Source organism: Bacillota bacterium (genome assembly GCA_030019365.1).
GTDB lineage: Bacteria > Bacillota > Sulfobacillia > JACIYH01 > JACIYH01 > JACIYH01.
Genome location: JASEFA010000003.1, coordinates 253,591 through 279,965, shown reverse-complemented (window position 1 = coordinate 279,965; position 26,375 = coordinate 253,591). Strand labels below are relative to the sequence as shown.

Below are 26,375 nucleotides of genomic sequence, written 5' to 3'. Positions count from 1 at the left end.
CCTCCTGACTTCCCTGCATCAACCCCTCGGAGCGCCACGCCTCCCCATCCCTGACCACCCCATCTCCGCGGACTCCTGGCGACGTTCCCGCCTGCACTGCCTGATGTAGGCGTTGCTGACCCTGGCGACGTACCGTATGACCGGGTCATCCTCCTCGACCGGGCGCAGGGGCAGCAGCCCCTTGATTTTAGCGCGCATCCGCTCCAGAGTCAGGTCCTCCGGGTCAATGATCACCAGATGCACACCGTGCCTGACGCTCAGGCCGAGCTTGATGAGGTCAAGGGCCCTGCGCATGGTGGCCGCCTCAGCATCCGGATACTTCTCGGTGGGGCCGTAGTGCTGGGGCCCGTTGAACTCGATGGCCACATCCGGTGGAAAGTAAATGTCGTATTGCAGGGGGCAGCTGGTCAGGGGATTCACCAAGAACGGAGGCTCCGCATTCTCCTGATACGGCCGATCAACCACCAGCCGCCTCGCCCATTCCCGGGTTAGGGCTTGACCTTTGAAGTCGGCTGACTCCAGACGCCTCATCACCTCGGCTAGTTCTACCTGGCCCGGGCTGGTGAGCGAGATCAACATTGCGCCACGACCAGCAGGCTCAATCCGGATCCACCCCGCCTGCTCGAGTCTGGCCAGCCACCGCTTGAGCGTCAGGGGATGGTTCAGTCCGGTAGCCTCAAGCAGGGTCTTTGGCCGCGCACAGATCGGCTCGTCCGGTCGCTCCTGGGCACCAAGGTTCGCCAGCACGAGGTAGATTCCCTTGGCTGGGGATGGCAACGAACGGTCGCTTGCCAGCCCGGCCGGCACCGACAGCAGCTTCCTCATACTGACATATTTGGCAGGGACCTGTCGAATTCCTCCTACCCATCCCCGACCCGCCGACTGGTCCGGCGTCATTTTTTGACGTGGCATCCCTACCGTAGCCGCGTCAGTTTTTGATGCACCATCCGAGCCTACTCGGCGCCATTTTTTGATCCGCCGTCAGGGCCCGCCCGGGGTCATTTCTTGACTCGGTACCCCGGCCTTGGCCACGTCAATTCCTGACGCATTAGCCAGGCCCTGGCTGCGTCATTCTTGACGCAATGCCGGCCGCATCATTTCATTGGGGAGGGTGGTTGCGGCGGTGGCTAGAATTCGGTGACGCCGGTGAAGTTGAAGCGCGATAGCTTGAGCGCCGGCACCACGGTGCTGCCAAAACCTTCACTGACGAGCACCAACTCACGCCCGATGGCCTCCACGGCGGAGAAGGCCTCCACCAGCCCCTGGGTGAAGCGGAAGTTCTTCACCGGGGTGCGGATCTCGCCGTTCTCGATCAGCCAGGTGCCGTCCCGGGTCATGCCGGTGATGATGCCGCGCACGGGATGCACGGGGTTCGTGTAGTGGAACCGGGTCACCAGGATGCCGCGGCGCGTGGACGCGATCATCTCCTCCAGGGTGGCATCCCCGGGGGCCATGAACAGGTTGCTGGGCATGGGACCCGACCACCATCCCCACGTGGTGGCGTGGCCGGTGCTCGATTTGCCTTCGCGATGGGCGGTGCGGCTGTCGTACACGAGCGCGTTGGCCCGGCCGCCGCCTACCATCACCACCTTCTGCTTGGGCACCCCCTCGGCGTCGAAGGGCAGGGGCAATCCGCGCCTGTCGGCGCCATCATCCCAGATGGTCACCGTGGGATGCATGATCTGCTCGCCCAGCTTGCCGCACACGAAGCTGCGCCCCTCCTGGTAGGCCTCCGCGGAGAAGCCCAGCCGCCCAATGTACTCCACCAGGTCGGCCACCGCCAGAGGCTCCAGCACCACCTCGTACTCGCCGGGCTCCACCTTGACGCTGTTGCGGCTGTCGCGGCACTTGGCGGCAGCACGCTGCCCCACGGCGCGGGGGTCGACGCGCCCCACGTCGGTGGAGGCGGCCGACGCAAACCCGGCGGAATCGGGGGCCATCACCACCGCCGACAGGACGGCCATGGTGCCGGCGTGATAGGCGCGCACGCCGCGGCTGTTGGCCACCGCTATCTCCGCGGCCGTGGTGGAGAAAGCGCCGGCAGCCTCAAATCCCATCGCACGGGCGATCTCGATGACCTCCCGTGCCCCCCGCGCGCGGTCGAGCGGGGTGCACTCCGCGGTGGCCGGCACGAAGGCATCCACCACCGGGATGTCGCGCGGCTCGGGGAGGGGCGGCAGCTCCGGGTTGTCGGGCTGCACGCGGGCGATCTCCGCCGCCTGGCGCACGACCTCCCCGAGGGAGGCATCGTCCAGCCGGTTGGTGGTGGCCTGCCCCACCTTCTGCCCGAAGCGCACCTTCACCGTGAGGCTGGTGTTGTGCTCGCCCACGTTCTGGTGGATGTAGTTGCAGGCGTAGCGGGTGAGGTAAGAGTCACCCCCGTAGACCATGGCCTCGGTGGCGTCCCCGGGGGAGAGGGACAGCACCTTCCCCAGCAGGGCCAGTGCGGCCTCCTTGCCTACCATTTTCCCACCCCCACTCTGACGTTGCGGAAGCGTGCCGGCGCGGTCCCGTGCCCCACGTGGGCCGCCTGGGGGGGCTCGCCCTTGCCGCAGTTGGGCAGTCCCCACAGGTGCCAGTGCTTGCGGTCGCAGACGGCGTCGCAGGAGCCCCAGAACTCCGGGGTGATACCCGTGTACGTGGGATTCCTGAGCATGCGCCCCAGGGAACCGTCCTTGATCTCCCAGGCGATCTCGGTGCCGAACTGGAAGTTGAGGCGCTTGTCGTCGATGGACCAGGACTTGTTGGTCTCCATGTAGATCCCGTCACGGGTGTCGCGGATGAGCTCGTCCAGGCTCCAGTCCCCCGGCTCCAGGTTGATGTTGGTCATGCGGATGATGGGCAATCGGTTCCAGCCGTCGGCCCGCATGGTCCCGTTGGCCCTGACGCCCTGCGCGCCGGTCGCTGCGTCACCGCCCGCCGTGGCGGCCGCGCCACGGTCGAGGTGGCGGGCGAGGCGGGCGACGGTCTCCCGCGAGGTGAGGTAGTTCACGTAGAGACCGTTGCGCACCAGGGGGACGCGCTGGGCGGGGACACCTTCGTCGTCGTAACCGAAGCTGCCCAGGCCCCCAGGGATGGTGGCGTCGGCCACAATGTTCACCGCCGCGGAGCCGTATTGCAGCTTGCCCAGCTTGTCGGGCGTGATGAAGCTGGTCCCGGCGTAGGAGGCCTCGGTGCCGAAAACGCGGTCCAGTTCGCTGGGGTGGCCGCACGACTCGTGCACCTGGAGGGCCAGCTGCCCCGACCCCAGGATCACGGTGGTGGTACCCGACGGGCACTGCGGGGCCTGCAGCAGGGCCAGCGCCTCGTCCGCCACCTGCTCGGCGTGGCCGACCAGGTCCATCTCCCGCACGCACTCGTATCCCCTGGCGGCATAGTCACCGCCGAAAGATGAGGGATAGGAGCGGCGCTGCACCTCGCCCGCCTCGGCGGCCAGGGCAGAGATCCCGGCACCTGTCTCCGTCTTGCTCTGCTCCACGTAAGTACCCTCGGTGCTGGCGAAGACCTTGTCCTCGCGGAACACCGACACCGAGCCCTGGGCCACCCTGATGCGGGGATCCTTGCGCATCAGGCGGTCCGCCTTCAGGAGGAGGTCGATCTTGTCCTCCAGCTTGACCGAGAAGGGATCCTCCTTCACCGGCGACTCCCAGCGGTCCTCCACCGCATCCACGGGAGCCAGCTCGACGGGCGGGTCGGATCTCACCAGGGCGCTGGCACGGGCGACTTCCACCGCCTTCTCCGCGATGCGCATCACCTCGCGGTCATCCAGCGCCGAACTGGAGGCGAAGCCCCACGCCCCGTCCACCAGGACGCGCACCCCGATGCCGCGCGACTGCGACGCGGAAATCGATTCGACCTTACCGTTCTTGGTGACCACATCTTCTTCGCGGCGGGTCACCACGCGGGCGTCGGCGTAGGCCGCCCCGCGGGCGCGCGCCGCATCCAGTGCCTTGCGCGCGACTTCTCGCATCCCATCACCCCCGTCTCCCCATTTCCCATCGGCGGTAACGTTCGCCGCACGGGCCGGGCCGCTGCACCAGCCCCAGGCCTGTACCACACGGGCAGGGCTGCTCCACCAGCCCCAGGCCTATACCGCACGGGCAGGGCTGCTCCACCAGCCCCTGGTGGATTCCACGTCACCCAAAGTATTCCTCCCTCACCGGAGGCGCCGCCGGCGCGGTGAGGCGGGCGCGGAGGGTGCGCACCCGGTTCAGGGCGGCAGCCACCTCCAGGGGACGCGCCCAGGCATAATCCCCGGGCGGCGGTCCGACTGGGGCGACTGCGTCCAGGCCGTCCTTCTCCAGGCGGGCGACCAGAACGCCGAGGGCCTCCCGCAGGGGGCGGTGGCCGTCCAGGCAGCTGCGGGCCATCCAGTACAGGGCATCACCGATGAAGCGGACCTGCCCCTCGTCCACGATCTGCTCCACACAGTCCAGCACGATGTCCTCCCGGCCGAAGCGTATGTGCTCGGTGCCGCGGGCGGCGATCTTGATGCGACCGCCCCTGGTCGGATCCAGGGAATCTCCCACGGGAATGCGGGGAGCCGGGCGCTCCATGGGGCCTGGCTCCTCGGGCCGGCGGCGGCTGGGCACCCCTGCGGCGATCTCGCGCGCCCGGGCCGTGACGTCGTGGGGACGGTAGGCGTCCATCATGAGGACGGTATCCGCCACGTCGAAGTAATCACCCGATCCCCCCATGACCAGCACGCTGGATACTCCCAGGCGCTCCCACAGGGAACGCACCCGATCCAGGAATGGGACGATCGGCTCCTTCTCCCGGGAAACCAGCATCTGCATGCGGGCATCCCGGATCATGAAGTTGGTCGCGGAGGTGTCCTCGTCCAGAAGCAGGACGTCGGCACCCGCCTCCAGGGCCTCCACGATGTTGGCCGCCTGCGAGGTGGACCCCGAGGCGGATTCCGTGGAGAAACACCGGGTGTCCTGCCCGAAGGGCAGGTAGGAGATGAACGGGCTGATGTCCACCTTCTCGACCCGGCGGCCATCTTCGGCCCTGATCTTGACCGCCGTTGCCACCGTCACCACCAGTTCCCGGCCGTCGCCGGGGATGTGGTCGTAGACCCCCCGCTCCAGGGCGCGAAGGAGCGTGGACTTGCCGTGGTACCCTCCCCCCACGATGAGGGTGACGCCGCGCGGGATGCCCATCCCCCGCACCGGGCCGCCGTTGGGGAGCACAAACTCCACCTCCAGGGAGGGGGGCGACTCGAAGGGGATCACCCGCCCCTGGCGGAGCGGGCGATCGGAGACGCCGCTTTCGCGCGGAAGGATGGCACCGTTAGCCACGAAGGCCACCAGCCCCCGCCCGGGTAGCTCGGACCTTATGTACTCCTGGTCCTCCGCCAGGCGGGCCCAGCGCTGCGCCCCCTCCCGATCGACCCTCTCCCAGTACAGCGCCGCGGTCACCGCCCGGGTCAGCTCCCCCAGGAGCATGGCCTCCGCCTCCCGCCCCAGCACGGTGCGACCGGCTGCGGGAAGCCCCACCGCCAGCCTGGCCTCCACCCGCTCGGCGCTCACGGAAAGGGCCGACCGCCACAGGATCTCCTGACCGTAAGGCATTACCGCCATGAGGCCACTCGTCCCCGTGCCCCGGTGGCCCCGGGCCTCCCGGCGCAGGGCGGCAGCCAGGGTGCGCAGGAGAAAATCCTCCAGGCCCAGGCGGCGCGCCCGGCTCCGGTAGAGCTCCTGGGGGAAGCGAGCCAGGTCCTGCGGCACCACCACCCGGACCTCGGAAGGGGAAGCGAACGGGTCGCCCTGCACGCGGTCGACGTGCAGGCGGAATCCGGGGAACTGGTAGGTTCCCTTGATGTCCAGGTAGGCCTTGTAGCCGCGACCGTCAATGCGTCGCAGGATGCTCCTGAGATCCTCGGCCGTTGCCATCGTCAACCCTCACCTCGGCATAGCACTGGGGAACGTTCACGGGGATGGGGCGGTGAAACGCTCACCCCGGGATGGCGTGGTGGAACGCTCGCCTTGCGGCGGCACGGGTGCCCGGCGGAACTCGTCGGCGGTGGTCTCCATCACCAGGCAGGGCACGAAGAGGTACGCCTTACCGTATCCGGCCCGCCGGAACCCGCACTTTTCATAGCAGCGGATGGCCCGTTCGTTGTCCGGCATCACCCGCAGCCACACGCGCCGCAAATGCAGGGTGTCGAACAGGTATCCGAGCAGGGCCCGGATGGCGCGCGGTCCCACGCCCTGACCCCGATAATCGGGATACAGCTCGATGCCGATCTCAGCACTCGCCCGGCGCCGGCTGAGATTGCGGTAGGCCACCGTGCCCACCCGCCTGCCGTCGGGCAGGCGAACCGCAAACGGCACCTCGACCAGGAAGAACCCGGCTTCCCTTTCCAGTTGCAGCCCCTCGTCCTGGATCGTGCAGGATGGGGGCATATGGGCAGAGAAAAGATACATATTTGGGCCCGCTCCTGGCTGGATTGCAGATGGCGGCCGGGTGGCCGGCACCGGAGGGAGAACCGTGGCGGCGCAGGGACCGGCGGTCGTCCAGAGTGATCGTACCATATTGCTGGAAGTAGATCATCCCCGGTATGAGGATGCCCGCGACGCGCTGGCCCCTTTCGCCGACCTGGAGAAGAGTCCCGAGCACGTCCACACCTACCGCATCACACCCCTCTCCCTGTGGAACGCGGCGGCGGCGGGACTCACCGCCGATGACATCCTGCGGGTCCTCGACGCCCATTCGCGCTACCCGGTGCCCGAGAACCTGCGCCGGGATATCGTCGAGTACGTGGGCCGCTACGGCCAACTCCAACTGCACCGGGACGGCGACCGCCTGGTCCTGCGTTCCCGCGATCCCGTGCTCCTCACTCAGATATGGAACCAGCGCCAGGTGCAACCCTACCTGGAGGAGCAGGTCGCTGACGGCATCTACGTCGCCCCGGGGCGCCGCGGTCACCTCAAGCAGGCCCTCATCAAGGTGGGCTGGCCGGTGGAGGACCTGGCCGGCTACACGCCCGGCGCCCCGCTGGACATCTCCCTGCGCGCCGCGACGCGGGTGGGCTCCCCCTTCGCGTTACGACCGTACCAGCGGGAGGCGGCCGATCGCTTCTGGAAGGGCGGGGGCCCGGCAGGTGGAAGCGGGGTGGTCGTGCTCCCCTGCGGGGCGGGAAAGACCATCGTGGGGTTGAGCGTGCTGGCCCAGGCCCGCACCCGCACCCTGATCCTGTGCACGGGGGTGACCGCGGCTCGCCAGTGGCGAGACGAGTTGCTGGACAAGACCTCGCTCCTGCCCGACGACATCGGAGAGTACACGGGTGAGGAGAAGCAGATTCGTCCGGTGACCGTGTCCACCTATCAGGTGATGACTCACCACCCCAGGAAGAGCGAGGATTTCCCCCACCTGAAGCTGTTCGACCGGGAGGACTGGGGCCTCATCATATACGACGAAGTGCACCTGCTACCAGCACCGGTGTTCCGGGCCACAGCCGAAATCCAGGCTCGCCGGCGTCTGGGCCTGACCGCCACCCTGGTGCGGGAAGACGGCCGGGAGGACGACGTTTTCTCCCTCATCGGCCCCAAGCGGTACGACGTGGCCTGGAAGGTGCTGGAGAAACAGGGCTGGATAGCGGAGGCCACCTGTCACGAGATCAGGGTGAGGATGCCGGAGGACCTGCGCCTGCTCTACGCCGTCTCCGACGAACGGTCCCGATTCCGCCTGGCCTCGGAGAATCCGGCCAAGATCCCCCTCGTCCACCATGTGGTGAAGCTCCACCTGGGCAACCGCACGGTCCACGGGCGCGGCCCGGGGGAGCGTATCCTGGTGATCGGCCAGTTCCTCGAGCAGCTGGCGCAGATCGCCGAATCCCTGGGAGCACCGCTCATCACCGGCACCACGCCCAACCGGGAGCGCGAGAAGCTCTACCGCCAGTTTCGCGAGGGAGACCTGCGCCTGCTGGTGGTGTCCAAGGTGGCCAACTTCGCCCTGGACCTGCCCGAGGCCAGCGTGGCCATCCAGGTATCCGGCACCTTCGGGTCGCGCCAGGAGGAGGCCCAGCGCCTGGGGCGCATCCTGCGGCCCAAGGCTTCGGGCATCCCGGCCACGTTCTACACGCTGGTGTCCCGGGAGACCAAGGAGCAGGATTTCGCACAGAAGCGCCAGCTCTTCCTCACCGAACAGGGCTACCGTTACTCCATCCACTACGACCAGGAAGTGCTGGCAGGACGGGCCGCGCTCCCCCCGGCGAGCGAGCCGCCGCCCCCTGCGGGCGCGGCCCCGCTGAAGGGCCGGAGGTGACTGGAGTGCAGCTGCCCCCACACGGGAGGGAGGTTCCACCGTGAGCGCAACTTCGGTCAGGCGGAACACCAATACCAGCGGTCACGCCCCGGCGGGCCGGACCCGCATGGCTGAGACCCCCGCAGGCGACGCCCCAGCGGGTCGGGCCCGCATGGATGAGCCCCCGGCAGACCACCACGGCGGGACCCGTCCTGCGCCGATACAGGTGCGGGGCCTGGATACCTTCCTTCCCGCCGCGCCTGCCCTGGTCGAATGCCTGGCTGCGGCGCCTCCCTGGTACCTGGATTCGCTGCGCGCCCGCCACGGCGCCCTGGGCTCCCTTGAGGACGTGCTGGGATCCCTCCTGGAACCTGAGCACCTGGCCGGGGTGCTGGGGGGGCTCGATTCCCCGGAGAAAACAGCCCTCTGGCTGGTGGGAGCCCTCAACGCGGGCAGGGGCATCCCCGTGGAACAGTGCTGGGCCACCCTGGGGGAAATCACCGGCCAGCGCCACCGGCGCTTTCAGCCCACCTTTGATTCCCTGCGCCGCAAAGCCCTGGTATTCGTGGGCCACTACGACTACCGGGCCGTGTACTTCATCCCCCGGGACGTGCGCGCGGCGGCAGAGGAGATATTCTTCCGCCCCGTGATAGGGGAAGCCGCCCTGCCCGAAGCCGCGCACCGGAGTCCCGGGCACCGGCCCACCGCCATCCGCGATCTGCACCTGTTCCTGCTGGCGGTCACCCGGGGGGAAATCAGGCTCACCCGCCAGGGTGACATCTACCGCCGCCAGCAGATGCGCCTGGCCCGTCTGCTGGGCTGGCCCGGCTGGGGTCCCACTGACAGCGGGCTCCCGCGGGAAGACTGCCTGGCTGCCCGCATGAGCGTCCTTTGGGACTACGCCCTCGCCCGCCACCTGATAGAGGACCAGCCCGACGGGGTGGCGGTGACCCCTGTCCTGCAGAGGTGGACTGGCCTGTCGTGGGCCGAGCGCTGGCTGGACATGGTGGAGCAGCTCATCCACCGAGGCGCCAACTGGTACCAGAACGTGTTCACCCTGCTCCAGATGCTGTTCTGGGTGCCCCCGGGCCGGTGGCTCCCCGTCCATCGCGCCTTGCCGGTTCCGGGCACCGGTTCCCTCCCCGCCGGCCTCACTGCGCAGCCCCTCACCCAGTGGATCCACAGCCTGGAGTTCCTCGGTATACTCGAACAGGCAGAGGGCCCCGACCACAAGCTCACTGCCCTGCGCCTCACGCCCCTCGGGAGGGCTTATCTGGAAGCCGTATTCGGTGGCGCGGAAGCCTTTCTCGCAGAACTGCTTCCCCAGGACGAAACCTCATTCATTGTGGCACCCAATTTCGAGGTGGTGGCTCCCTTCACGCTGCACCCCCGTATCCTGCTGCAGGTGGGCACCCTCGCAGATCTGATCAAGGCCGACCAGGCCCTGCTGTTCCAGATCAACCGCAGCTCCGTCTACCAGGCCATGAAGGCGGGGATGGACGGTGAGGCCTTGCTCGCCGTGCTGGGGAAGGGCAGCGAGCATCCGCTCCCCCAGAACGTGGAGGCCTCGATCCGGGAATGGGCAGCCGCATACGGGCGGGTGTGGCTGGCCCGCTTTCACCTCCTGCGCTGCGCCGACCCCGAGACCGCCGCCCACCTCAAAGCCTCACCGCGCCTGCAGCCGTACCTGGCGGGGGAACTCACCCCCTGCGACCTCATCCTGCGCGAGGGGGACCTCACCGTCCTGTCTGAACTCCTGGAGAAGGAAGGGTTTCTGCCCCGGGCGCAAGTGGAGGTGGCCGCGCCCCTCGATGGAGGAACCTCGTCAACCACCCACTTCGCAAGCTCGCTCTCCGCAACCGCACCCTACAAAGGGCAAGAGAGCATGACCACAGCCACGATGCGGGGGCAGCGCCAGGGCCAAATCTCACCCGGCCGCGCGCCCACCCAGCCACCCATCCGCGTCGTCCCCTCCGACTGGTTTGACCTCCCCGGCCGCCGGTAGTCGTCGGGCAAAGTTACCCTGCTGTGCCCCGGAGGAGGGACAGGAGACGCTGGCGGCGGGAGAGGTAGGCCAGCAGGGGGTAGCCCAGGCCGTAGCAGGCAGCCAGTTCGCCCAGGCCCACCCACGCCCAACCCAGGGGAAGGGGAACACTCAGGCCCAGCAGCCTGGGCACATAGGTGCCGACCACCAGAGCGTTCAGGACGACAGGGGGCAGGGGCGCCAGCAAGGCGGGCCTCACCCGGGACGTCAGCCAGGCAGCCGCCAGGGTGGTGAGGCTGCCCAGCACCATGTCGACCGGGCCCAGGCCGCCAGCCACATTGGCGGCCAGGCATCCCACAAACAGGCCCCAGATGGCCGCCGGGGTGACATAGGGCAGCACGGTGAGAGCCTCCGCCACCCTCACCTGGATCATGCCGTAGCTTATCGCCCGCAACGGGGGAAGCAGGGTGAGGGCGGCGTACGCAGCACCGATGAGAGCCACCCGCCCCCAGTAAGCCGCCGGGCGCGCCGCGCCCCCCTGGCCATGCCGGGACTCCCGGTCAGGTGCGCTCACGGCTGCCCACCCGGCCCGCTCACCCATGGGACCGCGCCGTGCAGGCCCGATTGCGCCGGGGGCGTGGCGCGGCCTGGCGGGCCTGGCGCGGCTGCGGACGGGGCGCTGCCGGCGATGTCGCGGCGGAAGTGCATCCCTGCAAAGGAAATGCGGGCGCAGGCGCGGTACGCGCGCTCACGGGCCTCCTCCAGGCTCTGCCCGCATCCCGTCACTCCCAGCACCCGGCCGCCCGCGGTGACCAGCCTGCCCTCCGCGTCACAGGCCGTGCCGGCCTCGAAGACCACCACCCCGGCTACTTCTGCCGCCCGGTCCAGCCCGGTGATGAGCACTCCCCGCCGGTAGGGCCCGGGATAACCTCCCGAAGCGATCACCACGCACACGGCGTACCGGTTGTGAAGCCGCACTTCCCGCCCGGGGAGCTCTCCCCGGGCGGCGGCGGCAAGCAACTCTCCCAGGTCCTCGTCCAGGAGGGGAAGGATCACCTGCGTCTCGGGATCCCCGAAGCGGCAGTTGAACTCCAGCACGGCCGGCCCGTCCCGGCTGAGCATCAGCCCGGCGTACAGGACCCCGCGGTAGGGGAAACCCTCCTGGGCCATCCCCCGGATTGCAGGCGCCATGATCCTGTCCCGGACGACGTCCAGCAGGCCGGCCGGCAGCGGCACCGGAGCGTAAGCGCCCATACCGCCCGTGTTGGGACCGGCGTCGCCGTCGAAGACGCGCTTGTGGTCGCGGGCAGCGGGGAGCAGCATGCAGCTTTCACCGTCGCAGAGGGCGAGGACGGAGAGCTCCTCTCCCTCGAGACGGTCTTCCACCACTACCACCCCTCCGGCCTCCCCCAGAGTCCCGTGCTCGAGGAGGTCGGTGGCAGCCCTCACCGCCTCGTCCGGCGAGGCGCACACGAAGGCACCCTTGCCCGCGGCCAGCCCGTCAGCTTTCACCACCACGGGCCGGCCCCGGGACTCTATGTACGCGCGCGCCCGGCCCGCATCATCGAAGATCCGGAAGGGAGCGGTGGGGATCCCGTGGCGGGCCATGAACTCCTTCGCGAAAGCCTTGCTACCCTCAATCCGGGCCGCCTCCCTACCCGGGCCGAAGAGGAGGAGGCCCGCCCGCCTGAATGCATCTCCCACGCCGCGCACCAGGGGCTCTTCCGGTCCCACCACGGTGAGGTCGATGCCTTCCCGAGACGCAAAGGCGCACAGGCCCTCCAGATCGGTAGCGGCGACGTCTACGTTGGTGGCCAGGGCCGCCGTCCCCGCATTCCCGGGTGCGCAGAAAAGCCCGCTAACCGACGACCCCTGACCCAGTTTCCATACCAGGGCGTGCTCCCTTCCGCCCCCTCCCACCACCATCACCTTCACGGCCATCATCCCTCCCACCCTGAGTCAGTGCAGGAAGTGGCGGACCCCGGTGAACACCATGGCCAGGCCGGCCCGGTCGCAGGCGGCGATGGATTCGCCGTCCCGCATGCTGCCGCCCGGCTGCACGATGGCGGTGACGCCCGCTCGCACCGCCTCGTCCACCGCGTCCGGGAAGGGAAAGAATCCATCGGAAGCCATCACGGCACCACGGGCGCGCGGACCCGCCCGCGATACGGCCAGGCGGGCGGCATCCACCCGGTTGGGCTGACCCTGCCCTATCCCAACGGTAGCCTCGTCCCTGGCCAGCACGGCGGCGTTGGAACGGACGTGCCTGGCCACTTTCCAGGCAAAGGCCAGGTCGGCCAGCTCACGGGAGGTGGGGCGCCGAACGGTGACCGTGCGCCAGCCGGCGGGATCGTCGCCGTCGACCGGGCGGTCGTACTCCTGCACCAACAGGCCACCTTCGATCTGCCGCAGGTACCATCCCCGTGCAGCCGGCCCCCATGCCACATCGCCCGCGGCCGCGGCGGGCACCTGGAGCAGGCGCACGTTCTGCCGGCGGCGGAGATGCCAGAGGGCCTCGTCCGTAAAGGCGGGGGCCACCACCACCTCCAGGAAGATGCGGGCCATCTCCTCGGCGGTGGCCTCGTCCACCGGCACGTTGAGCGCCACGATTCCCCCGAAAATGGAAACCGGATCTCCCTCGCGGGCGCAACGGAAAGCGGCGACCGCATCCGCTCCGGTGGCGCAGGCACAGGGCATGGCGTGCTTCACCACCACCGCCACCGGCCGGGAATCGCCGAACTCGCAGGCCAAGGCCCAGGCAGCGCTGGCGTCCGCCAGGTTGTTGTACGAAAGCTCCTTACCCTGAACCTGCCGGGCCGCGGCCAGGCCCGTCTCGGGCACCCCCAGGGCACGGTACAGAGCCGCCTTCTGGTGGGGGTTTTCCCCGTACCTCAACGCGCGCACCAGCTCCCAACCCAGGTGGAGCTCACGCGGGAAGCCCACGCCGCCCGCGGTGGGCGCGGCGGCGGCACCGGCAACTGGCTCCACCGCGGCGGCCGTCTGGCCGGCGGCAGAGAGGTACTGGCTGACCAGATAGTCGTAGGCCATGGTGTGCCGGAACGCTTCGCCGGCCAGGCTCCGGCGCAGCCACCCTTCCTCGTCCGGAGGGAGGCGTCCCGCGGCCTTCCTGCGGAGAGCTGCCAGCACCACGGCGTACTGGTCGGGCCGGCACACCGCCAGCACATGGGGGAAGTTCTTTGCCGCCGCCCGCAGCAGGGCGGGGCCGCCGATGTCAATCATCTCCAGGGTGGCGTCCAGGCCGGCTCCCCGGGCCACGGTCTCACGGAACGGATACAGGTTGACCGCCACCAGGTCGACGGGACGGGCACCCCGGTCGCGCAACTGGGCCATGTGGGAAGCGTTGTCGCGGCGGGCCAGAATGCCGGCATGGACCAGGGGATGGAGGGTCTTCACCCTGCCGTCGAGCAGGGCGCCAAAGCCAGTGATGTCCTCGACCCCGCTCACCGGTATCCCGGACCGGGCCAGGTGGTCGGCCGTGCCTCCGGAAGCCAGGATGTCAAACCCTAGGTCGACCAGGCCGCGGGCGAAATCCACCAGCCCCGCCTTCTCCCAGACGCTCAGGAGCGCCCAAGGCCGCTCTCCCATCTCATCCCCTCCTCTGGTGCTCGCCGGCGGGCGGCAGGACAGTCACCCGGCGCCCCTCGATGCGCAGGCGTCCTTCCGCATACAGGCGGATGGCTTCCACGTAAATGCGGTGTTCCTGCTCGAGGATGCGACCGGCCAGGGTCTCGGGAGTATCATCCCCCAGAACGGGGACGGCCGCCTGCAGCACGATGGGGCCGGCGTCAACTTCGGGTACCACGAAGTGGACCGTACAGCCGGCTACCTTCACCCCGTATTCCCACGCCTGCCGCTGAGCTTCCAGGCCGGGAAAGGCGGGCAGGAGCGAGGGGTGAATGTTGAGCACCCTTCCCTCCCACTCCTCCAGGAAGGACCGCCCCAGCATCCGCATGTACCCCGCCAGGCACACCAGCCCCACGCCGTGCTGCCTCAGGATACAGCTCAGCTCTGCCTCGAATTCCTTCTTTCTCCTGCCGCGGGGATCCACGAACAGAGCCGGAACCCCCGCCCGTCGCGCGCGCACGAGCGCCGCCGCTCCCGGGTTGTCGCTCACCACCACCGCCACCCGGGCGGGAATCTCCCCGCGGGCGCAGGCATCCAGGATCGCCTGCAGGTTCGTGCCCCGTCCCGATGCGAGCACCCCTAAATTGAGCACGTCCCCTCCCCCCCGCCGCACCGCATCTGAAGACCACCGCGCGGCGCCGCATCGCCCGGGAGCGACCGTGGGACCGGCCTCACTCCGGCGCCGGATTCCCCGGCGGGCGACCATCAGTGGGCATCATTGCAGCACAAGACCGTCGCCCGGCTCCACTGAGCCGATCCGGTAGACCTGCTCCCCGGCCCGCGAGAGGATTTCCGTCGCCAGATCGGCCCCATCCGCATCGACCACCAGCACGAATCCCAGGCCCATGTTGAACACGCGCCACATCTCCTCGTCCGGGACGCACCCTTCCCGCCGAAGGAGGTGAAAGATCTCCGGGATCCGCCACGAGTCCCTCCGGATGATCACCCGGCACCCCCGCGGGATGACACGGGGGACGTTCTCCACCAGCCCTCCCCCGGTGATGTGGGCCATGGCACGCACCGGTACCTGCGCCAGCAGGCTCAGCACCGGCCGCACGTACATGCGCGTGGGTTCGAGGAGGACCTCGCCCAGAGTCTTTTCCCCCAACTCAGCGGCAGGCCGGCTCAGCCGATCCCGCCCGCCCGGGGTATCGAGAAGGAGGATGCGGCGGACCAGGGAGAAGCCGTTGGAATGGAGCCCCGAGGAGGCCAGCCCCAGCACCACATCTCCGGGGCGCACGGTGGAACCATCGGTGAGCCACGACCGTTCCACCACCCCCACGGCGAACCCGGCCAGGTCGTACTCGCCCGGGGCATAGAACCCCGGCATCTCGGCGGTCTCGCCTCCCAGCAGGGCGCACCCTGCCTGCCGGCAGCCTTCCGCCACCCCTGCCACCACCTCTGCCACCTGCTTGGGGTCCAGCTTCCCCACCGCCAGGTAGTCCAGGAAGAACAGGGGCTCGGCGCCGTGGGCGAGGACATCGTTGACGTTCATAGCCACGCAGTCGATGCCCACCGTGTCGTGCCTGCCCAGGGCAAATGCCACTTTCAGCTTGGTCCCCACCCCGTCGGCCCCCGCCACCAGCACCGGCTCCCGGTAGCCGGCGGGGAGACGGCAGAACCCCCCGAAACCGCCGATGTCACCCAGCACCTCCGGCCGGAAGGTGGCCCGGGCCAGGGGCGCGATGAGCTTCACCGCCTGGTTCCCCCCCTGGACGTCCACGCCCGCGCTCCGGTAGTCGAGGGAACCGGGTGGGGCGCCACCACTCTTGCTGCCGGAGCAACTGCCGCCCTTTCGCACGCTTTACACCTCCCGGGGGAAGCACTGCCGCACCGGTCACACCTCCCGGGGCAGGCGGCCGCGCTCGAAGAAGAGCTTGTCCAGGGGCACGGGAACGGGCACCACGTAATCGCCGGTGAAGCAGGCCAGGCAGTAACGGTCGAGGGGCCGTCCCAGCGCCTCGGCCAGTCCCTCCACCGGCAGGTAGGCCAGGCTGTCGGCCTCCACCAGGCTGCGGATCTCTTCCACGCCCCTGTTAACCGCCACCAGCTCGCCGTGGGCGGAGGTGTCGATGCCGTAGTAGCAGGGGAAGCGGTACGGCGGCGAGGATATGCGCAGGTGCACCTCGCGGGCGCCCGCCTCCCGCAGCAGGCCCACGATGTACCGGGAGGTGGTCCCCCGCACGATGGAATCATCCACCAGGATCACCCGCTTACCCTCCACCACCCGCCGCAGGGGATTGAGCTTCAGGCGCACGGCCCGAGCGCGCCCCTCCTGCCGGGGCTCGATGAAGGTACGACCGATGTAGCGGTTTTTCACCAGGCCCACCTCGTAGGCGATGCCGGCCTCCTCTGCATACCCCGTCGCGGCGGACACGCTGGAGTCAGGAACCCCCGTCACCAGATCGGCCGGTACGGGCCGGACACGGGCCAGCACCCTCCCCAGTTGCTTGCGTACGGAATGCACGTTCAACCCGTCGAGGTCGGAATCCGGACGGGCGAAGTAGATGTACTCGAACACGCACAGGGCGGGGCGACCGGCCGGGGTGACATGCCGGCTGACCATCCCCCCCGGGGTGACCGCCACCATCTCCCCGGGCTCCACCTCCCGCACGAACTCGGCCCCCACCGCATCGAAAGCGCAGGTTTCCGAGGCCAGGCACCAGGCCCCGTCCAGCTTCCCCAGGCAGAGGGGACGAATACCGTTGGAGTCGCGGACTCCGATCAGGGCTCCCGGGCTGAGGAAGAGGAGCGCATAGCCTCCCTTCACCTCGGCCAGGGATCCCGCCACCGCTTCCGCCAGTTCACGAGATGGACGCCGCGCGATCAGGTGGGCGATTACCTCCGTGTCCAGGGTGGTCTGAAAGATGGACCCCTGGGCTTCCAGTTCATCCCGCAGCTGGGGGGCGTTCACCAGGTTGCCATTGTGGGCCAGGCCCAGCATACCCCGGTGGTAGCGGATCACCAGGGGCTGGGCATTCACCGGGTCGGATGATCCAAAGGTGGAATAGCGCACGTGCCCGACGGCGGCCTCTCCCGCCATGTCGCGCAGCACGGCCTCGCCGAAAACCTCGGACACCAGGCCCATGCCCTTGTGCAGCCGCAGGTGTCTGTCCCTGACGCTGGCTATCCCCGCGCTCTCCTGGCCCCGGTGCTGCAGGGCGAACAGGGCCACGTGGGTCAGCTCCACCGCCTGGGGATGTCCCCAGATCCCGAACACGCCGCATTCCTCGCGCAACCCGCCACCTCCCCGCCCAACTACCCGGGAATCTCCCCACCCCGGCCCCCCGGTCCGGCCCCCCGGTCCGGCCACCCTGCCACCCCGGCTGCCCGGTGCCGCCACCCGGTGCCGCGGCACCACCACGGCAAATCACGGTGGGGCGGGGTCGTGCCCGGCGACCAGGCGAGGGATGCTCTCGCGCCACAGGTCCCAGAGGCGCGCTACCGGCACGTCCACCAGGACCCGGCCACTCACACCGAGGGAGAGACTCTCACCCCGCACCCAGCCCACCGGCTGGACATGAACTCCCACCGCCCGCGACAGATGATCGAGGCGGGGCCAGTCGCCGGGTCGGCAGCTCGCCACCACCCGCCCCGTGCTCTCGCCGAACAGCAGGGCGTCGGGCCTCACCCCCGCCGCCGGCACGTCCACTTCCACGCCCAGGAGGACCCCGTCTGCCGGGGTCGATGCCGGGCGGGCCGCGTCGAGGCAGCCCCCGGCCGGGGCCGCGGCAAAGCAGCACTCGGCCAGGGCCACCGCCAGGCCTCCGTCGGATACGTCGTGGGCCGAAGCCAGGATACCCTCTCGGGCCGCCTGCACCAGCAGGGCAATCAGCGCTCTCTCTGCCTTGAAGTGGGGGATGGGCGGCTGCCCCGCCACCATGCCGTGCCACGCCGCCAGGTACTCGGAGCCGCCCAGGCCCTGCCAGCCCCGGTCGGTATCGGGGCGCAGGGGAGGCCCCAGCAGGACCACCATGTCGCCCGCCCGTCTGAACCCGGGGGTTACCACCCGGGCCACGTCCCCCAACAGCCCCACCATCCCCACCACCGGGGTGGGATACACCGCCTGCTTCCCGGTCTGGTTGTAGAAGCTGACGTTTCCCCCCGTGACGGGCGCCCCCAGCTCCCGGGATGCCTCGGCCATCCCCTCGATGACGCGGGCGAACTGCCACATCACGCCGGCATCCTCCGGGCTCCCGAAGTTCAGGCAGTTGGTGAGCCCGATAGGTTCTGCCCCCACGCAGGCCACGTTACGGGCCGCTTCGGCCACCGCGGCCGCACCCCCCGCGCGGGGATCGAGCCAGCACCAGCGGCCGTTCCCGTCGGTGCAGACGGCGATGCCCCGCGACGTCCCCTTGAGGCGCAGGACGGCCGCGTCGGCCCCCGGTGCCACCACCGTGTTGATCTGCACCATGTGGTCGTACTGGGTGAACACCCACTCCTTGCTGGCCACGCCGGGCAAGGCCAGCAGCTTCTCCAGGATGGCCGGGAAGGCTTCCTCCGCCGGCACCGGCACGGCCGCGGGGTCCTGCGCTCGGGCGCGGGCAGCTTCCTCCGGTTCCTCCTGCGGGGGCGTGTATGCCGGCGAGCCCGACGCCAGGAGGGACGCCGGTACTTCGGCGGCCACCCGATCCCCGTCGCGCACGCGGAAGGTGCCTCCCCCGGTCACCCTTCCGATCATGGTGGCGGGGACGTCCCAGCGCCGGAACACCCCCAACACTTCCTCCTCGCGGCCCTTCTCGATCACCAGGAGCATGCGCTCCTGAGACTCGGACAGCATCACTTCGAAGGGAGTCATCCCCGGTTCCCGGCGCGGCACCAGGGAAATATCGATTTCCACCCCGGTGCCGGCCCGGGCGGCTGCCTCGGCACACGCCGAGGTCAGGCCGGCCGCTCCCAGATCCTGCAGGCCAACCACCGCCCCCGTCTCCAGGGCTTCAAGGCACGCTTCGATCACGGTCTTCTCCATGAAGGGGTCGCCCACCTGGACCGCCGGCCGCATCTCAGCGGCCCTGTCGTCGAAGGTACGGGACGCCAGCAGCCCCGCCCCGTGGATGCCGTCCCGCCCGGTGGGAGATCCCACCAGGAGCAGGGCGTTGCCCGGGCCTGCCGCCTGCCCCTTCATGAGGCGGTGGCGGGAAACCAGCCCCAGGCACATGACGTTCACCAGGGGATTGTACTGGTATACCGGGGCGAAGACCACCTCGCCCCCCACGGTGGGCACCCCGATGCTGTTGCCATACGAAGCAATACCCGCCACCACCCCGCCGAACAGGTAGCGGGTGAGCGGGGAGGCGGGGTCGCCGAAGCGCAGGGAATCCAGGAGGGCCACCGGCCGCGCCCCCACCGCCAGGATGTCCCGCACTATCCCCCCGATGCCGGTAGCAGCGCCCTGGAAGGGTTCCACGAACGAGGGATGATTGTGGGACTCGATGCGCACGGCCAGCGCCACCGGTTCGTCGATGTCCAGCACCCCCGCGTTTTCGCCCGGCCCCTGCAGCACCCGCCGTCCCTGTGAAGGCAGCTGGCGCAGGAGCAACCGGGAATGCTTGTACGCGCAGTGCTCGGACCACAGCACGGAGAACATCCCCAGTTCTGTCCAGTTGGGCTCCCGCCCCAGTCCGTCCGCGATGAGCCTGTACTCGTGGTCGGTCAGCCCCAGCTCCCGCCATGGCCGGCGGGCCTCGCTCTCGTCCTGGCTCAACCCAGCCATCTTCCCGCCCCTCATCCTCCCCTGGCGCGGGCCCCGTCGCCGGCGGCTAGCGGCGGCGGAGCCATTCCGTCACCGACTGGAAGATCAGCCTGCCGTCCTCACTGCCCAGGACTCCCTCCGCAGCCCGCTCCGGGTGGGGCATCATGCCCAGGACGTTGCCGGCGGCATTGCGCAGCGCGGCGATGCTCCCCACCGAGCCGTTGGGGTTCGCCTCGGGAACCACTTCGCCCGCCGGGGTGCAGTACCGCATCACCACCTGCCCGCGCTCCTCCGCCGCAGCCAGTTCCTCCGGAGGAAGGTAGAAGTTCCCCTCGTAGTGGGCGATGGGGATGCGCAGCACCTGTCCCTTCCGGCACAGGCAGGTGAAGGGGGTGCCGCTGTCATCCACCCGCAGCCAGGTCCAGTGGCAGCGAAAAGTGAGGCTCTCGTTCTTACGCATGGCTCCCGGTAGGAGACCGGCTTCCTGCAGAATCTGAAAGCCGTTGCATATCCCCAGCACCAGCCCGCCGTCAGCCGCAAAGCGGGAAATCTCGCCCATGACCGGCGAGAACCTGGCGATGGCCCCCGTGCGCAGGTAGTCGCCGTAAGAGAAGCCACCCGGCAGCACCAGGCAGTCAAACCCGGATATCTTCGTATCCCGGTGCCACACGTAATCCACCCGCGCCCCCGTAGCCACCCCGATGGCGTGGTAGCAGTCGGCATCGCAGTTTGACCCCGGAAACACGACCACTCCGAACTTCACGTCTTGACCCCCCGGCCCACCGCCGGCCCCACAGTGTCAGGCCTCCGTGCCCGGTTCCACCGTAAAGCGGAAGTCCTCCAGCACCGGGTTGGCCAGCAGGCGCTGCCCCATCTCGGTGAGCTGGCGCCGGGCCTCGGCGTAGTCGGCCCCTCTCAACCTGATCTGGATGTGCTTGCCGACCCGGACCGCCTCCACGCCCTGGTAACCCAGCGACTGCAGGGCACCCGCGATGGTACGCCCCTGAGGATCGAGCACCCCTTCCTTCAGGGTGACCCTCACCAGCGCCAGAAAAACCCGCCCGGTGTCCGTAGCCCCCTGCCCGGGGGCGATCCCCGCCTGATCCCCAGCGCCCTGTGGCTCTTCCTGCAGGCGGCGCAGGACCTCCTCGTACGCTTCTTCCACCCCGCCCAGGTCGCGGCGGAAGCGATCTTTGTCCAGCTTCTCACGGGTGCTCGCATCCCACAGGCGGCACGTGTCGGGCGATATCTCGTCCCCGAGCAGCAGGCTCCCGTCGGCGTAGCGGCCGAACTCCAGCTTGAAGTCCACCAGCTCCAGTCCCCGCACCCCCAGGAAGCGGCGCAGCAGGGCATTGGTCGTGAGGGCCATATCCCGCATCTCCTCCAGGTCGCGCGGGGTAGCCAGCCCCAGAGCCAGCGCCTGGTCGTCGTTGACCAGGGGATCCCCCAGGGCATCGCTCTTGTAGGAGAACTCCAGCACCGGCCGGGCCAGCGGCCTCCCTTCCGCTACCCCCAGCCTCCGGGAAATCCCGCCCGCCGCGATGTTGCGCACCACCACTTCCAGAGGGACGATGGTGAGCTTCCGGCAGAGCAACTCGTTGGGGGCCAGTTGGTCGATCAGGTGGGTGGGAATCCCCTCCTCTGCCAGGTAGCGGAACAGGATGGCCGACATGGTGGCATTGCGGCGCCCTTTCTCAGAGATGATTCCCCGCTTGGCGCCGTCGAACGCCGTGGCTGCATCGGTGAACTCCATCACCACCCGCTCGGGGTCATCGGTCGCCCACACGACCTTGGCCTTGCCCCGGTACAGCTCCCGCACCTTCACCTCGTCCCACCTCCATGCCAGCATTCACCGCCACCCGTGGCCGTCCCCCGTCACGACAGCACCCGTGGGTCCCTCCAGGAGGCCGAGGCGGTGGAAGATGTAGTCCACCCGGGCCAGGAAAGGCCGCAGGTCGAAGCACTCCGCCACCCGGGAGGCATCCAGCACCCGCATCACGCGGGGGTCAGCCTCCACCATTTCCCGGAAGGAAGCCCCGGTATCGAGGGCCCGCAGCGCCAGCTCCTGCACCACCTGATAGGCTTCCTCGCGGCTCATCCCCCGGTCGACCAGAACCAGGAGCACACGCTCCGAAAAGGCCAGTCCGCCTCCCGCATACACGTTGGCCGCCATCCGCTCCGGGTACACGCGCATGCCCTCCACCACGCGGGTGAAGGTGTGGAGCATGTAGTCGACCACCGTGGTGGCGTCGGGGATGATCACCCTCTCGGCGGAGGAATGGGAGATGTCCCGCTCGTGCCACAGCGCCACGTTCTCCAGGGCAGCCATGGCATAAGAGCGCACCAGGCGGGCCAGCCCGCACATGCGCTCGGACAAAATGGGATTGCGCTTGTGGGGCATGGCCGACGATCCCTTCTGCCCGGGGCGGAAGGGTTCCTCCACCTCGCGCACCTCGCTGCGGGCCAGACCCCTGATCTCCAGGGCGAACTTCTCGATGGAGGCGGCCAGGTTGGCCAGCGTGCACAGGTAGTGGGCATGCCGGTCCCGGCTCAGCACCTGGCTGGAGATGGGCGCCGGCTCCAGGCCCAGGCGCCGGCAGACGTACTCCTCCACCCGCGGGTCCAGGTGGGCGAAGTTGCCCACCGCCCCGGAGAGCTTGCCCACGGCGATGTGGCGCCGGGCCTCCAGCAACCGTTCCCGGTGCCGGCCCAGCTCTGCCCACCACAGGGCCAGTTTCAGGCCGAAGGTGGTGGGCTCGGCGTGCACCCCGTGGGTGCGTCCCATGATGACCGTGTCCTTGTAACGCAAGGCTTTGTCCCGCACCACCCCCGCCAGCCCGTCCAGGCCCTGCAGGCTGACGTCAAGGGCCTCCACCACGAGGGAGGAGAGGGCGGTGTCCATCACGTCCGAAGAGGTGAGACCGTAATGCAGGTACCGGCCGTCCTCCCCCACCGTCTCCGCCACCGCGGAGACGAAGGCGATGACCTCGTGATCCACCTGGCGCTCAAGCTCCCGCACCCGATCCAGCGAGAAGGAGGCCCGCTCCCGGATGCGCCGGGCCGCATCTTCGGGGACGACTCCCAGGGAGGCCCACGCCTCACAGGCCGCCACCTCGATCTCCAGCCACTTGCGGAACCGGTTCTCATCGGACCACAACCGCCCCATCTCCGGGCGGGTGTAACGCGCGATCACCCCATCACCCCCGCGAGCCCCACGCCGGACCCACCGGGCGCTTCCCCTCGGGGGGACCCCACGCCCGGGCCGGCCGGCAACTCCCCTCCGGCGGGAGCCATCCCCAGGTCCGCCAGCCGGGCGTTCTTCTCCCGGACGGCGGCCGCCTGCTCACGGCGGAAGGACTCCAGCCGCTGGCGGACACCGTCATCCTTGACGGCCAGGATGGCAGCCGCCAGCAGAGCCGCGTTCCTGGCTCCGTCCAGGCCCACGGAGGCCACCGGCACCCCGGGAGGCATCTGCACGATGGAGAGAAGCGCGTCCAGGCCCCCCAGGCCGCCCGCCGCCCGCGGCACCCCTATCACGGGAAGGGTGGTGTGGGCTGCAATCACCCCGGGAAGGTGAGCGGCCAGCCCCGCGCAGGCGATGATCACCTCAAATCCCCGGTCCCTTGCCCCCCGGGCAAACGAGGCTACTTCGTCCGGAGTGCGGTGGGCGGAAGCCACCAGCACCCGGCAGCCGACCCCCCAGGCGGTGAGCAAGTCGTACGCTTCCTTCATGAGGGGGAGGTCGGAGTCGCTCCCCACCACGAGGGCCACCCGGGGCCGGTCGCCTGCGCCACCCATGCCTGCGCCACCCATGCCTGCACCCCCCGTGTTCCCCTTCACCACGCTTCCTAACTCCTAAACAGCTTGCCCAGGGGATAGGTTTCGCGAGCGGAAACCTACCCACCTGGGCTTTTCTCCCGTGGTGTAGCGCCCCAAAGATGAGGGCCCGGCTGTAAGCCCGGAGCGGCGCGCTGCCGTCCAGTCGCGGTCACCGGGCACCACCCCCGCTGGCGCCTGCGCCGCTCGGTCACGGCCGCCCGCTCCCGGTCCTGCCCTGTGCGGCGCGGGCCAGAGTGGGCGCGGAACCCTAGGCGCACTTTCCCCCGCCACGATGCGGTTGTCCACGAACATCATATCCCAGCCCCGCCGCCCCCGTCAAGGCAAGTGACAGGATAGCCATAAGCAGGAAACACCGGGCGGGCGGCGAATCGTATGCATGAAGTAGGGTGCATTGGTATGCATTGACCACGCTGTTCAGTAAGTGAGCAACCGGTTGACGGGGGTCAATCTGCCGTGCGCGAAGGAGGCCAGAGTTCGGGCGTAGGCGGCACAGCATCAGTGGGGGATCCGACTGCGCAGCGGCCGCCAGCGGGTCACCACACGCGCAGTCCATCTCTTGGGAAAGGAACCAACACCGATCGGTAGGGGCTGATCAGCCCCTCCCGAGAGGGGCATATCACTGCCACAGGAAGGAAGGGGATGAGTATGCGCAGGATGCTCATTGCCCTCGCCGTCCTCACCATGGCAGCCGCGCTCATAAGCACGGGATGCGCCGGACGCGGAGCCCCACCCACCATCAAGATCGGAGTAAACGCCGAGCTAACGGGCGACATTCCCAAGGTCGGCGAGAGCTGCAAGCGGGCTGCCCAAATGTGGCTGGAGGACATCGAGGCGGCGGGCGGCCTGGAGGTCGGCGGCAAGAAGTACAAGGTGGAGTTGCTGATCGAAGACAACGAGTCCAAGCCGGAGTCGGCAGCGGCAGCGGCCACCAAGCTCATCACCCAGGACCAGGTGCTGGCCATCGTGGGGCCGAACGCCTCCAAGGTGGCCATACCGGCGGGCGAAGTGTGCAACAACCAGAAGTGCCCCATGATCAGCCCCTGGTCCACCAACCCGCGCACCACCAAGAACCGGCCCTGGGTGTTCCGCGCCTGCTTCCTGGATGACTTCCAGGGCCCCGTGGTGGCGCGCTTCGTCACCGAGGAGTTCAAGTTCACCAAGGCGGCGGTGCTGTACGACGTGGCCAGCGACTACCCCAAGGGACTGGCCGAGTTCTTCAAGAAGGCATGGGAAGAAATACACGGCCCGGGTTCGGTGGTGGCCTTCGAGAGCTTCGTGACCAAGGACAGGGACTTCAGCGCCCAGCTGACCAAGATCATCGCCTCTGGAGCGGAGTTCCTCTTCACCCCCCAGTACTACGACGAGGTCCCCCTCATCCTCAAGCAGGCGCGGGAGCTGGGCTTCACCAGGCCGGTGGTGGGTAGCGACAGCTGGGGCTCGCCCGAGCTGGTCAAGCTGGCGGGACCCCTCTGCCACGGGTGCTTCTTCACCACCCACTACGCGGCCGCCGGCGCCAAGGGGGCCACCAAAGAGTTCATCGACCGCTTCCAGGCCAAGTACGGTGAAGTCCCCGACGACGTGGCCGCCCTGACCTGGGACAGCATACGCATCCTGGAGGCAGCCATCAAAGCAGCCGGCAAGATCACCGGCGACCTGGCCGCCGACCGGAAGGCCGTGCGCGACGCCATGGCCGCCATCAAGGACTTCGACGGCATCACCGGCAAGATGACCTTTACGGAAGAGGGCGACCCCATCAAGGCGGCGGTGATCGTCAGGATCAGCGATACCGGGGAGTTCGAGTTCTACAAGTTCGTCAGCCCCCAGTGAGCGGGCCACCGGCCCGGAGTCCCCGAGCAACAGCAGCGGCTCCGGCCGACCGCCCGCAGGACCTGCCCACGTGTTGCGTGCGTGTCCCGGCCGGCAGGGCTGTCACCCTGCGGCCCTGCCGGCCGGGCAGTGCGATACCTGAAAGGTGCCCGACACCGTGCCGCCAGGCCGCCCGAGATGCCTGGCAGGAGCTGGGAAGGAGGACGCGATGGCCTACCTCCTGCAGCATGTGGTAAACGCCCTGCAATGGGGAAGCTTCTACGCCCTGATCGCCCTGGGCTACTCCATGGTGTACAGCGTGCTCATGCTGTTCAACTTCGCCCATGGCGACATCTTCATGGTGGGTGCCTACATGGGATTGTTCGTGGCCACGGGATTGCTCGTTCTGAGCTCGGCAGGGGCGCTGGCCCTGCCCGGCTGGCTCATCCTGGTGCTGACCCTCCTCCTGGCCATGCTGCTCACTGCCGTGGTGGGCATGCTCGTGGAAAGAGTGGGCTACCGCCCGCTCCGCGGGGCGCCGCGGGCGTCCGCAGCCCTGACGGGCCTGATGATCGGGATCACCTTCGAGACGCTGAACCTGGCGCTCCTGGGCGCCAAGAGGCGCAGCTTCCCCGCCCTCATCGACGCCACCTCGTATCAGGTGGCGGGCGTCAGCATAACCAACACCAAGATCATGATCGTCGTCATCTCCCTTCTCCTCATGCTCGCCCTGGATCAGTTCGTACGACGCACCAAGTGGGGCATGGCCATGCGGGCCATGGCAGTCGACATCTTCGTCGTCCCCCTCATGGGGGTACCGATAAACACCATGGCCGCCCTCACCTTCGGCCTGGGCTCGGCCCTGGCCGCGGTGGCAGGCGTCTTTTTCGGCCAGGCCTACCCCGTGCTGGAACCGTACATGGGGATGCTGGTGGGCTGGAAGGCGTTCGTGGCCGCCATCCTGGGGGGCAGGGGATCGGTCCTGGGCGCGGCCCTGGCGGGTTTCCTGCTCGGCTTCATCGAGATATTCGTGGCGGTGATCTTCCCCTCCACGCTGCGCGATCTCATCGCGTACTCCGTGATCCTGGTAATCCTCACCTTCAGGCCCTACGGCTTCTTCGGAGAGCCGTACAGTGCCCGCCTGAGGCTGTGACGCGGGAA

General features: G+C 68.9%; 20 protein-coding genes and 1 pseudogene. 4 read left to right on the top strand and 17 right to left on the bottom strand.

Translation table 11 applies throughout. From position 1 onward, the window contains the following. Positions 1-18: 18 nt before the first annotated feature. The 5 genes from QME70_07460 to QME70_07440 form a co-directional block, all read right to left on the bottom strand. Positions 19-747: a hypothetical protein gene (locus QME70_07460; GenBank protein ID MDI6894431.1), complete on the bottom strand. Its 729-nt coding sequence runs from the start codon at positions 745-747 to the stop codon at positions 19-21. 380 nt (positions 748-1,127) lie between these two features. Then, positions 1,128-2,465, bottom strand: coding sequence for a metallopeptidase TldD-related protein (locus QME70_07455; GenBank protein ID MDI6894430.1), 1,338 nt, complete (start codon positions 2,463-2,465; stop codon positions 1,128-1,130). After that, complete coding sequence (locus QME70_07450; GenBank protein MDI6894429.1) at positions 2,459-3,970, bottom strand: TldD/PmbA family protein; 1,512 nt, start codon at positions 3,968-3,970, stop codon at positions 2,459-2,461. Before QME70_07450 ends, QME70_07455 begins: the two co-directional genes overlap by 7 nt. A 166-nt stretch (positions 3,971-4,136) precedes the next feature. Next, on the bottom strand, positions 4,137-5,894 hold the full coding sequence (locus tag QME70_07445; GenBank protein MDI6894428.1) for an ABC-ATPase domain-containing protein: 1,758 nt from the start codon (positions 5,892-5,894) through the stop codon (positions 4,137-4,139). A 36-nt stretch (positions 5,895-5,930) separates the two neighbouring features. Further along, the gene (locus tag QME70_07440) at positions 5,931-6,428 is read right to left on the bottom strand and encodes a GNAT family protein (GenBank protein ID MDI6894427.1); all 498 of its coding nucleotides are present in this window, start codon (positions 6,426-6,428) and stop codon (positions 5,931-5,933) included. Positions 6,429-6,492: 64 nt separating this feature from the next. Between QME70_07440 and QME70_07435 the strand changes: the two genes are divergently transcribed. Together QME70_07435 and QME70_07430 are read left to right on the top strand one after the other, a co-directional pair. Next, entirely contained in the window at positions 6,493-8,268 is a 1,776-nt protein-coding gene (locus tag QME70_07435) for a helicase-associated domain-containing protein (protein ID MDI6894426.1), read from the top strand. Between the two features lie 40 nt (positions 8,269-8,308). Continuing rightward, positions 8,309-10,252 (top strand): helicase-associated domain-containing protein, encoded by a 1,944-nt coding sequence (locus tag QME70_07430; protein MDI6894425.1) that lies wholly within the window; start codon positions 8,309-8,311, stop codon positions 10,250-10,252. A gap of 13 nt (positions 10,253-10,265) precedes the next feature. Here the strand turns inward: QME70_07430 and QME70_07425 are convergent, their stop codons facing one another. From QME70_07425 to purE, 12 genes and pseudogenes are all read right to left on the bottom strand, one after another. Further along, on the bottom strand, positions 10,266-10,805 hold the full coding sequence (locus QME70_07425) for a QueT transporter family protein (GenBank protein ID MDI6894424.1): 540 nt from the start codon (positions 10,803-10,805) through the stop codon (positions 10,266-10,268). Beyond that, positions 10,802-12,166, bottom strand: a complete 1,365-nt coding sequence (gene purD / locus QME70_07420) for a phosphoribosylamine--glycine ligase (protein MDI6894423.1) — start codon at positions 12,164-12,166, stop codon at positions 10,802-10,804. The genes QME70_07425 and purD overlap by 4 nt, the downstream gene beginning before the upstream one ends. A 24-nt stretch (positions 12,167-12,190) precedes the next feature. Further along, a complete protein-coding gene (purH, locus tag QME70_07415; protein ID MDI6894422.1) occupies positions 12,191-13,837 on the bottom strand; it encodes a bifunctional phosphoribosylaminoimidazolecarboxamide formyltransferase/IMP cyclohydrolase in 1,647 nt (548 codons plus the stop codon). Position 13,838: 1 nt separating this feature from the next. Next, positions 13,839-14,468, bottom strand: a complete 630-nt coding sequence (gene purN / locus QME70_07410; protein MDI6894421.1) for a phosphoribosylglycinamide formyltransferase — start codon at positions 14,466-14,468, stop codon at positions 13,839-13,841. 123 nt (positions 14,469-14,591) lie between these two features. Next, entirely contained in the window at positions 14,592-15,677 is a 1,086-nt protein-coding gene (gene purM / locus QME70_07405) for a phosphoribosylformylglycinamidine cyclo-ligase (protein ID MDI6894420.1), read from the bottom strand. Between the two features lie 36 nt (positions 15,678-15,713). Then, positions 15,714-17,114, bottom strand: a complete 1,401-nt coding sequence (gene purF / locus QME70_07400) for an amidophosphoribosyltransferase (GenBank protein MDI6894419.1) — start codon at positions 17,112-17,114, stop codon at positions 15,714-15,716. 132 nt (positions 17,115-17,246) lie between these two features. Continuing rightward, on the bottom strand, positions 17,247-19,580 hold the full coding sequence (gene purL, locus QME70_07395; protein MDI6894418.1) for a phosphoribosylformylglycinamidine synthase subunit PurL: 2,334 nt from the start codon (positions 19,578-19,580) through the stop codon (positions 17,247-17,249). Between the two features lie 55 nt (positions 19,581-19,635). Further along, positions 19,636-20,331 carry a phosphoribosylformylglycinamidine synthase subunit PurQ gene (purQ, locus tag QME70_07390; GenBank protein ID MDI6894417.1) on the bottom strand — a complete coding sequence of 232 codons (696 nt, stop codon included), beginning with the start codon at positions 20,329-20,331 and terminating at the stop codon, positions 19,636-19,638. Positions 20,332-20,367: 36 nt separating this feature from the next. Beyond that, on the bottom strand, positions 20,368-20,610 hold the full coding sequence (gene purS, locus QME70_07385) for a phosphoribosylformylglycinamidine synthase subunit PurS (protein ID MDI6894416.1): 243 nt from the start codon (positions 20,608-20,610) through the stop codon (positions 20,368-20,370). 87 nt (positions 20,611-20,697) lie between these two features. Further along, positions 20,698-21,417, bottom strand: a pseudogene (locus QME70_07380) (phosphoribosylaminoimidazolesuccinocarboxamide synthase). After that, the gene (gene purB, locus QME70_07375) at positions 21,418-22,761 is read right to left on the bottom strand and encodes an adenylosuccinate lyase (GenBank protein ID MDI6894415.1); all 1,344 of its coding nucleotides are present in this window, start codon (positions 22,759-22,761) and stop codon (positions 21,418-21,420) included. Further along, positions 22,758-23,381: a 5-(carboxyamino)imidazole ribonucleotide mutase gene (purE, locus tag QME70_07370; GenBank protein MDI6894414.1), complete on the bottom strand. Its 624-nt coding sequence runs from the start codon at positions 23,379-23,381 to the stop codon at positions 22,758-22,760. Before purE ends, purB begins: the two co-directional genes overlap by 4 nt. Positions 23,382-24,053: 672 nt before the next feature. Here purE and QME70_07365 point away from each other — a divergent pair. Next, positions 24,054-25,235 carry an ABC transporter substrate-binding protein gene (locus tag QME70_07365; protein ID MDI6894413.1) on the top strand — a complete coding sequence of 394 codons (1,182 nt, stop codon included), beginning with the start codon at positions 24,054-24,056 and terminating at the stop codon, positions 25,233-25,235. A gap of 208 nt (positions 25,236-25,443) precedes the next feature. Then, entirely contained in the window at positions 25,444-26,367 is a 924-nt protein-coding gene (locus QME70_07360) for a branched-chain amino acid ABC transporter permease (GenBank protein ID MDI6894412.1), read from the top strand. Positions 26,368-26,375: the final 8 nt, after the last annotated feature.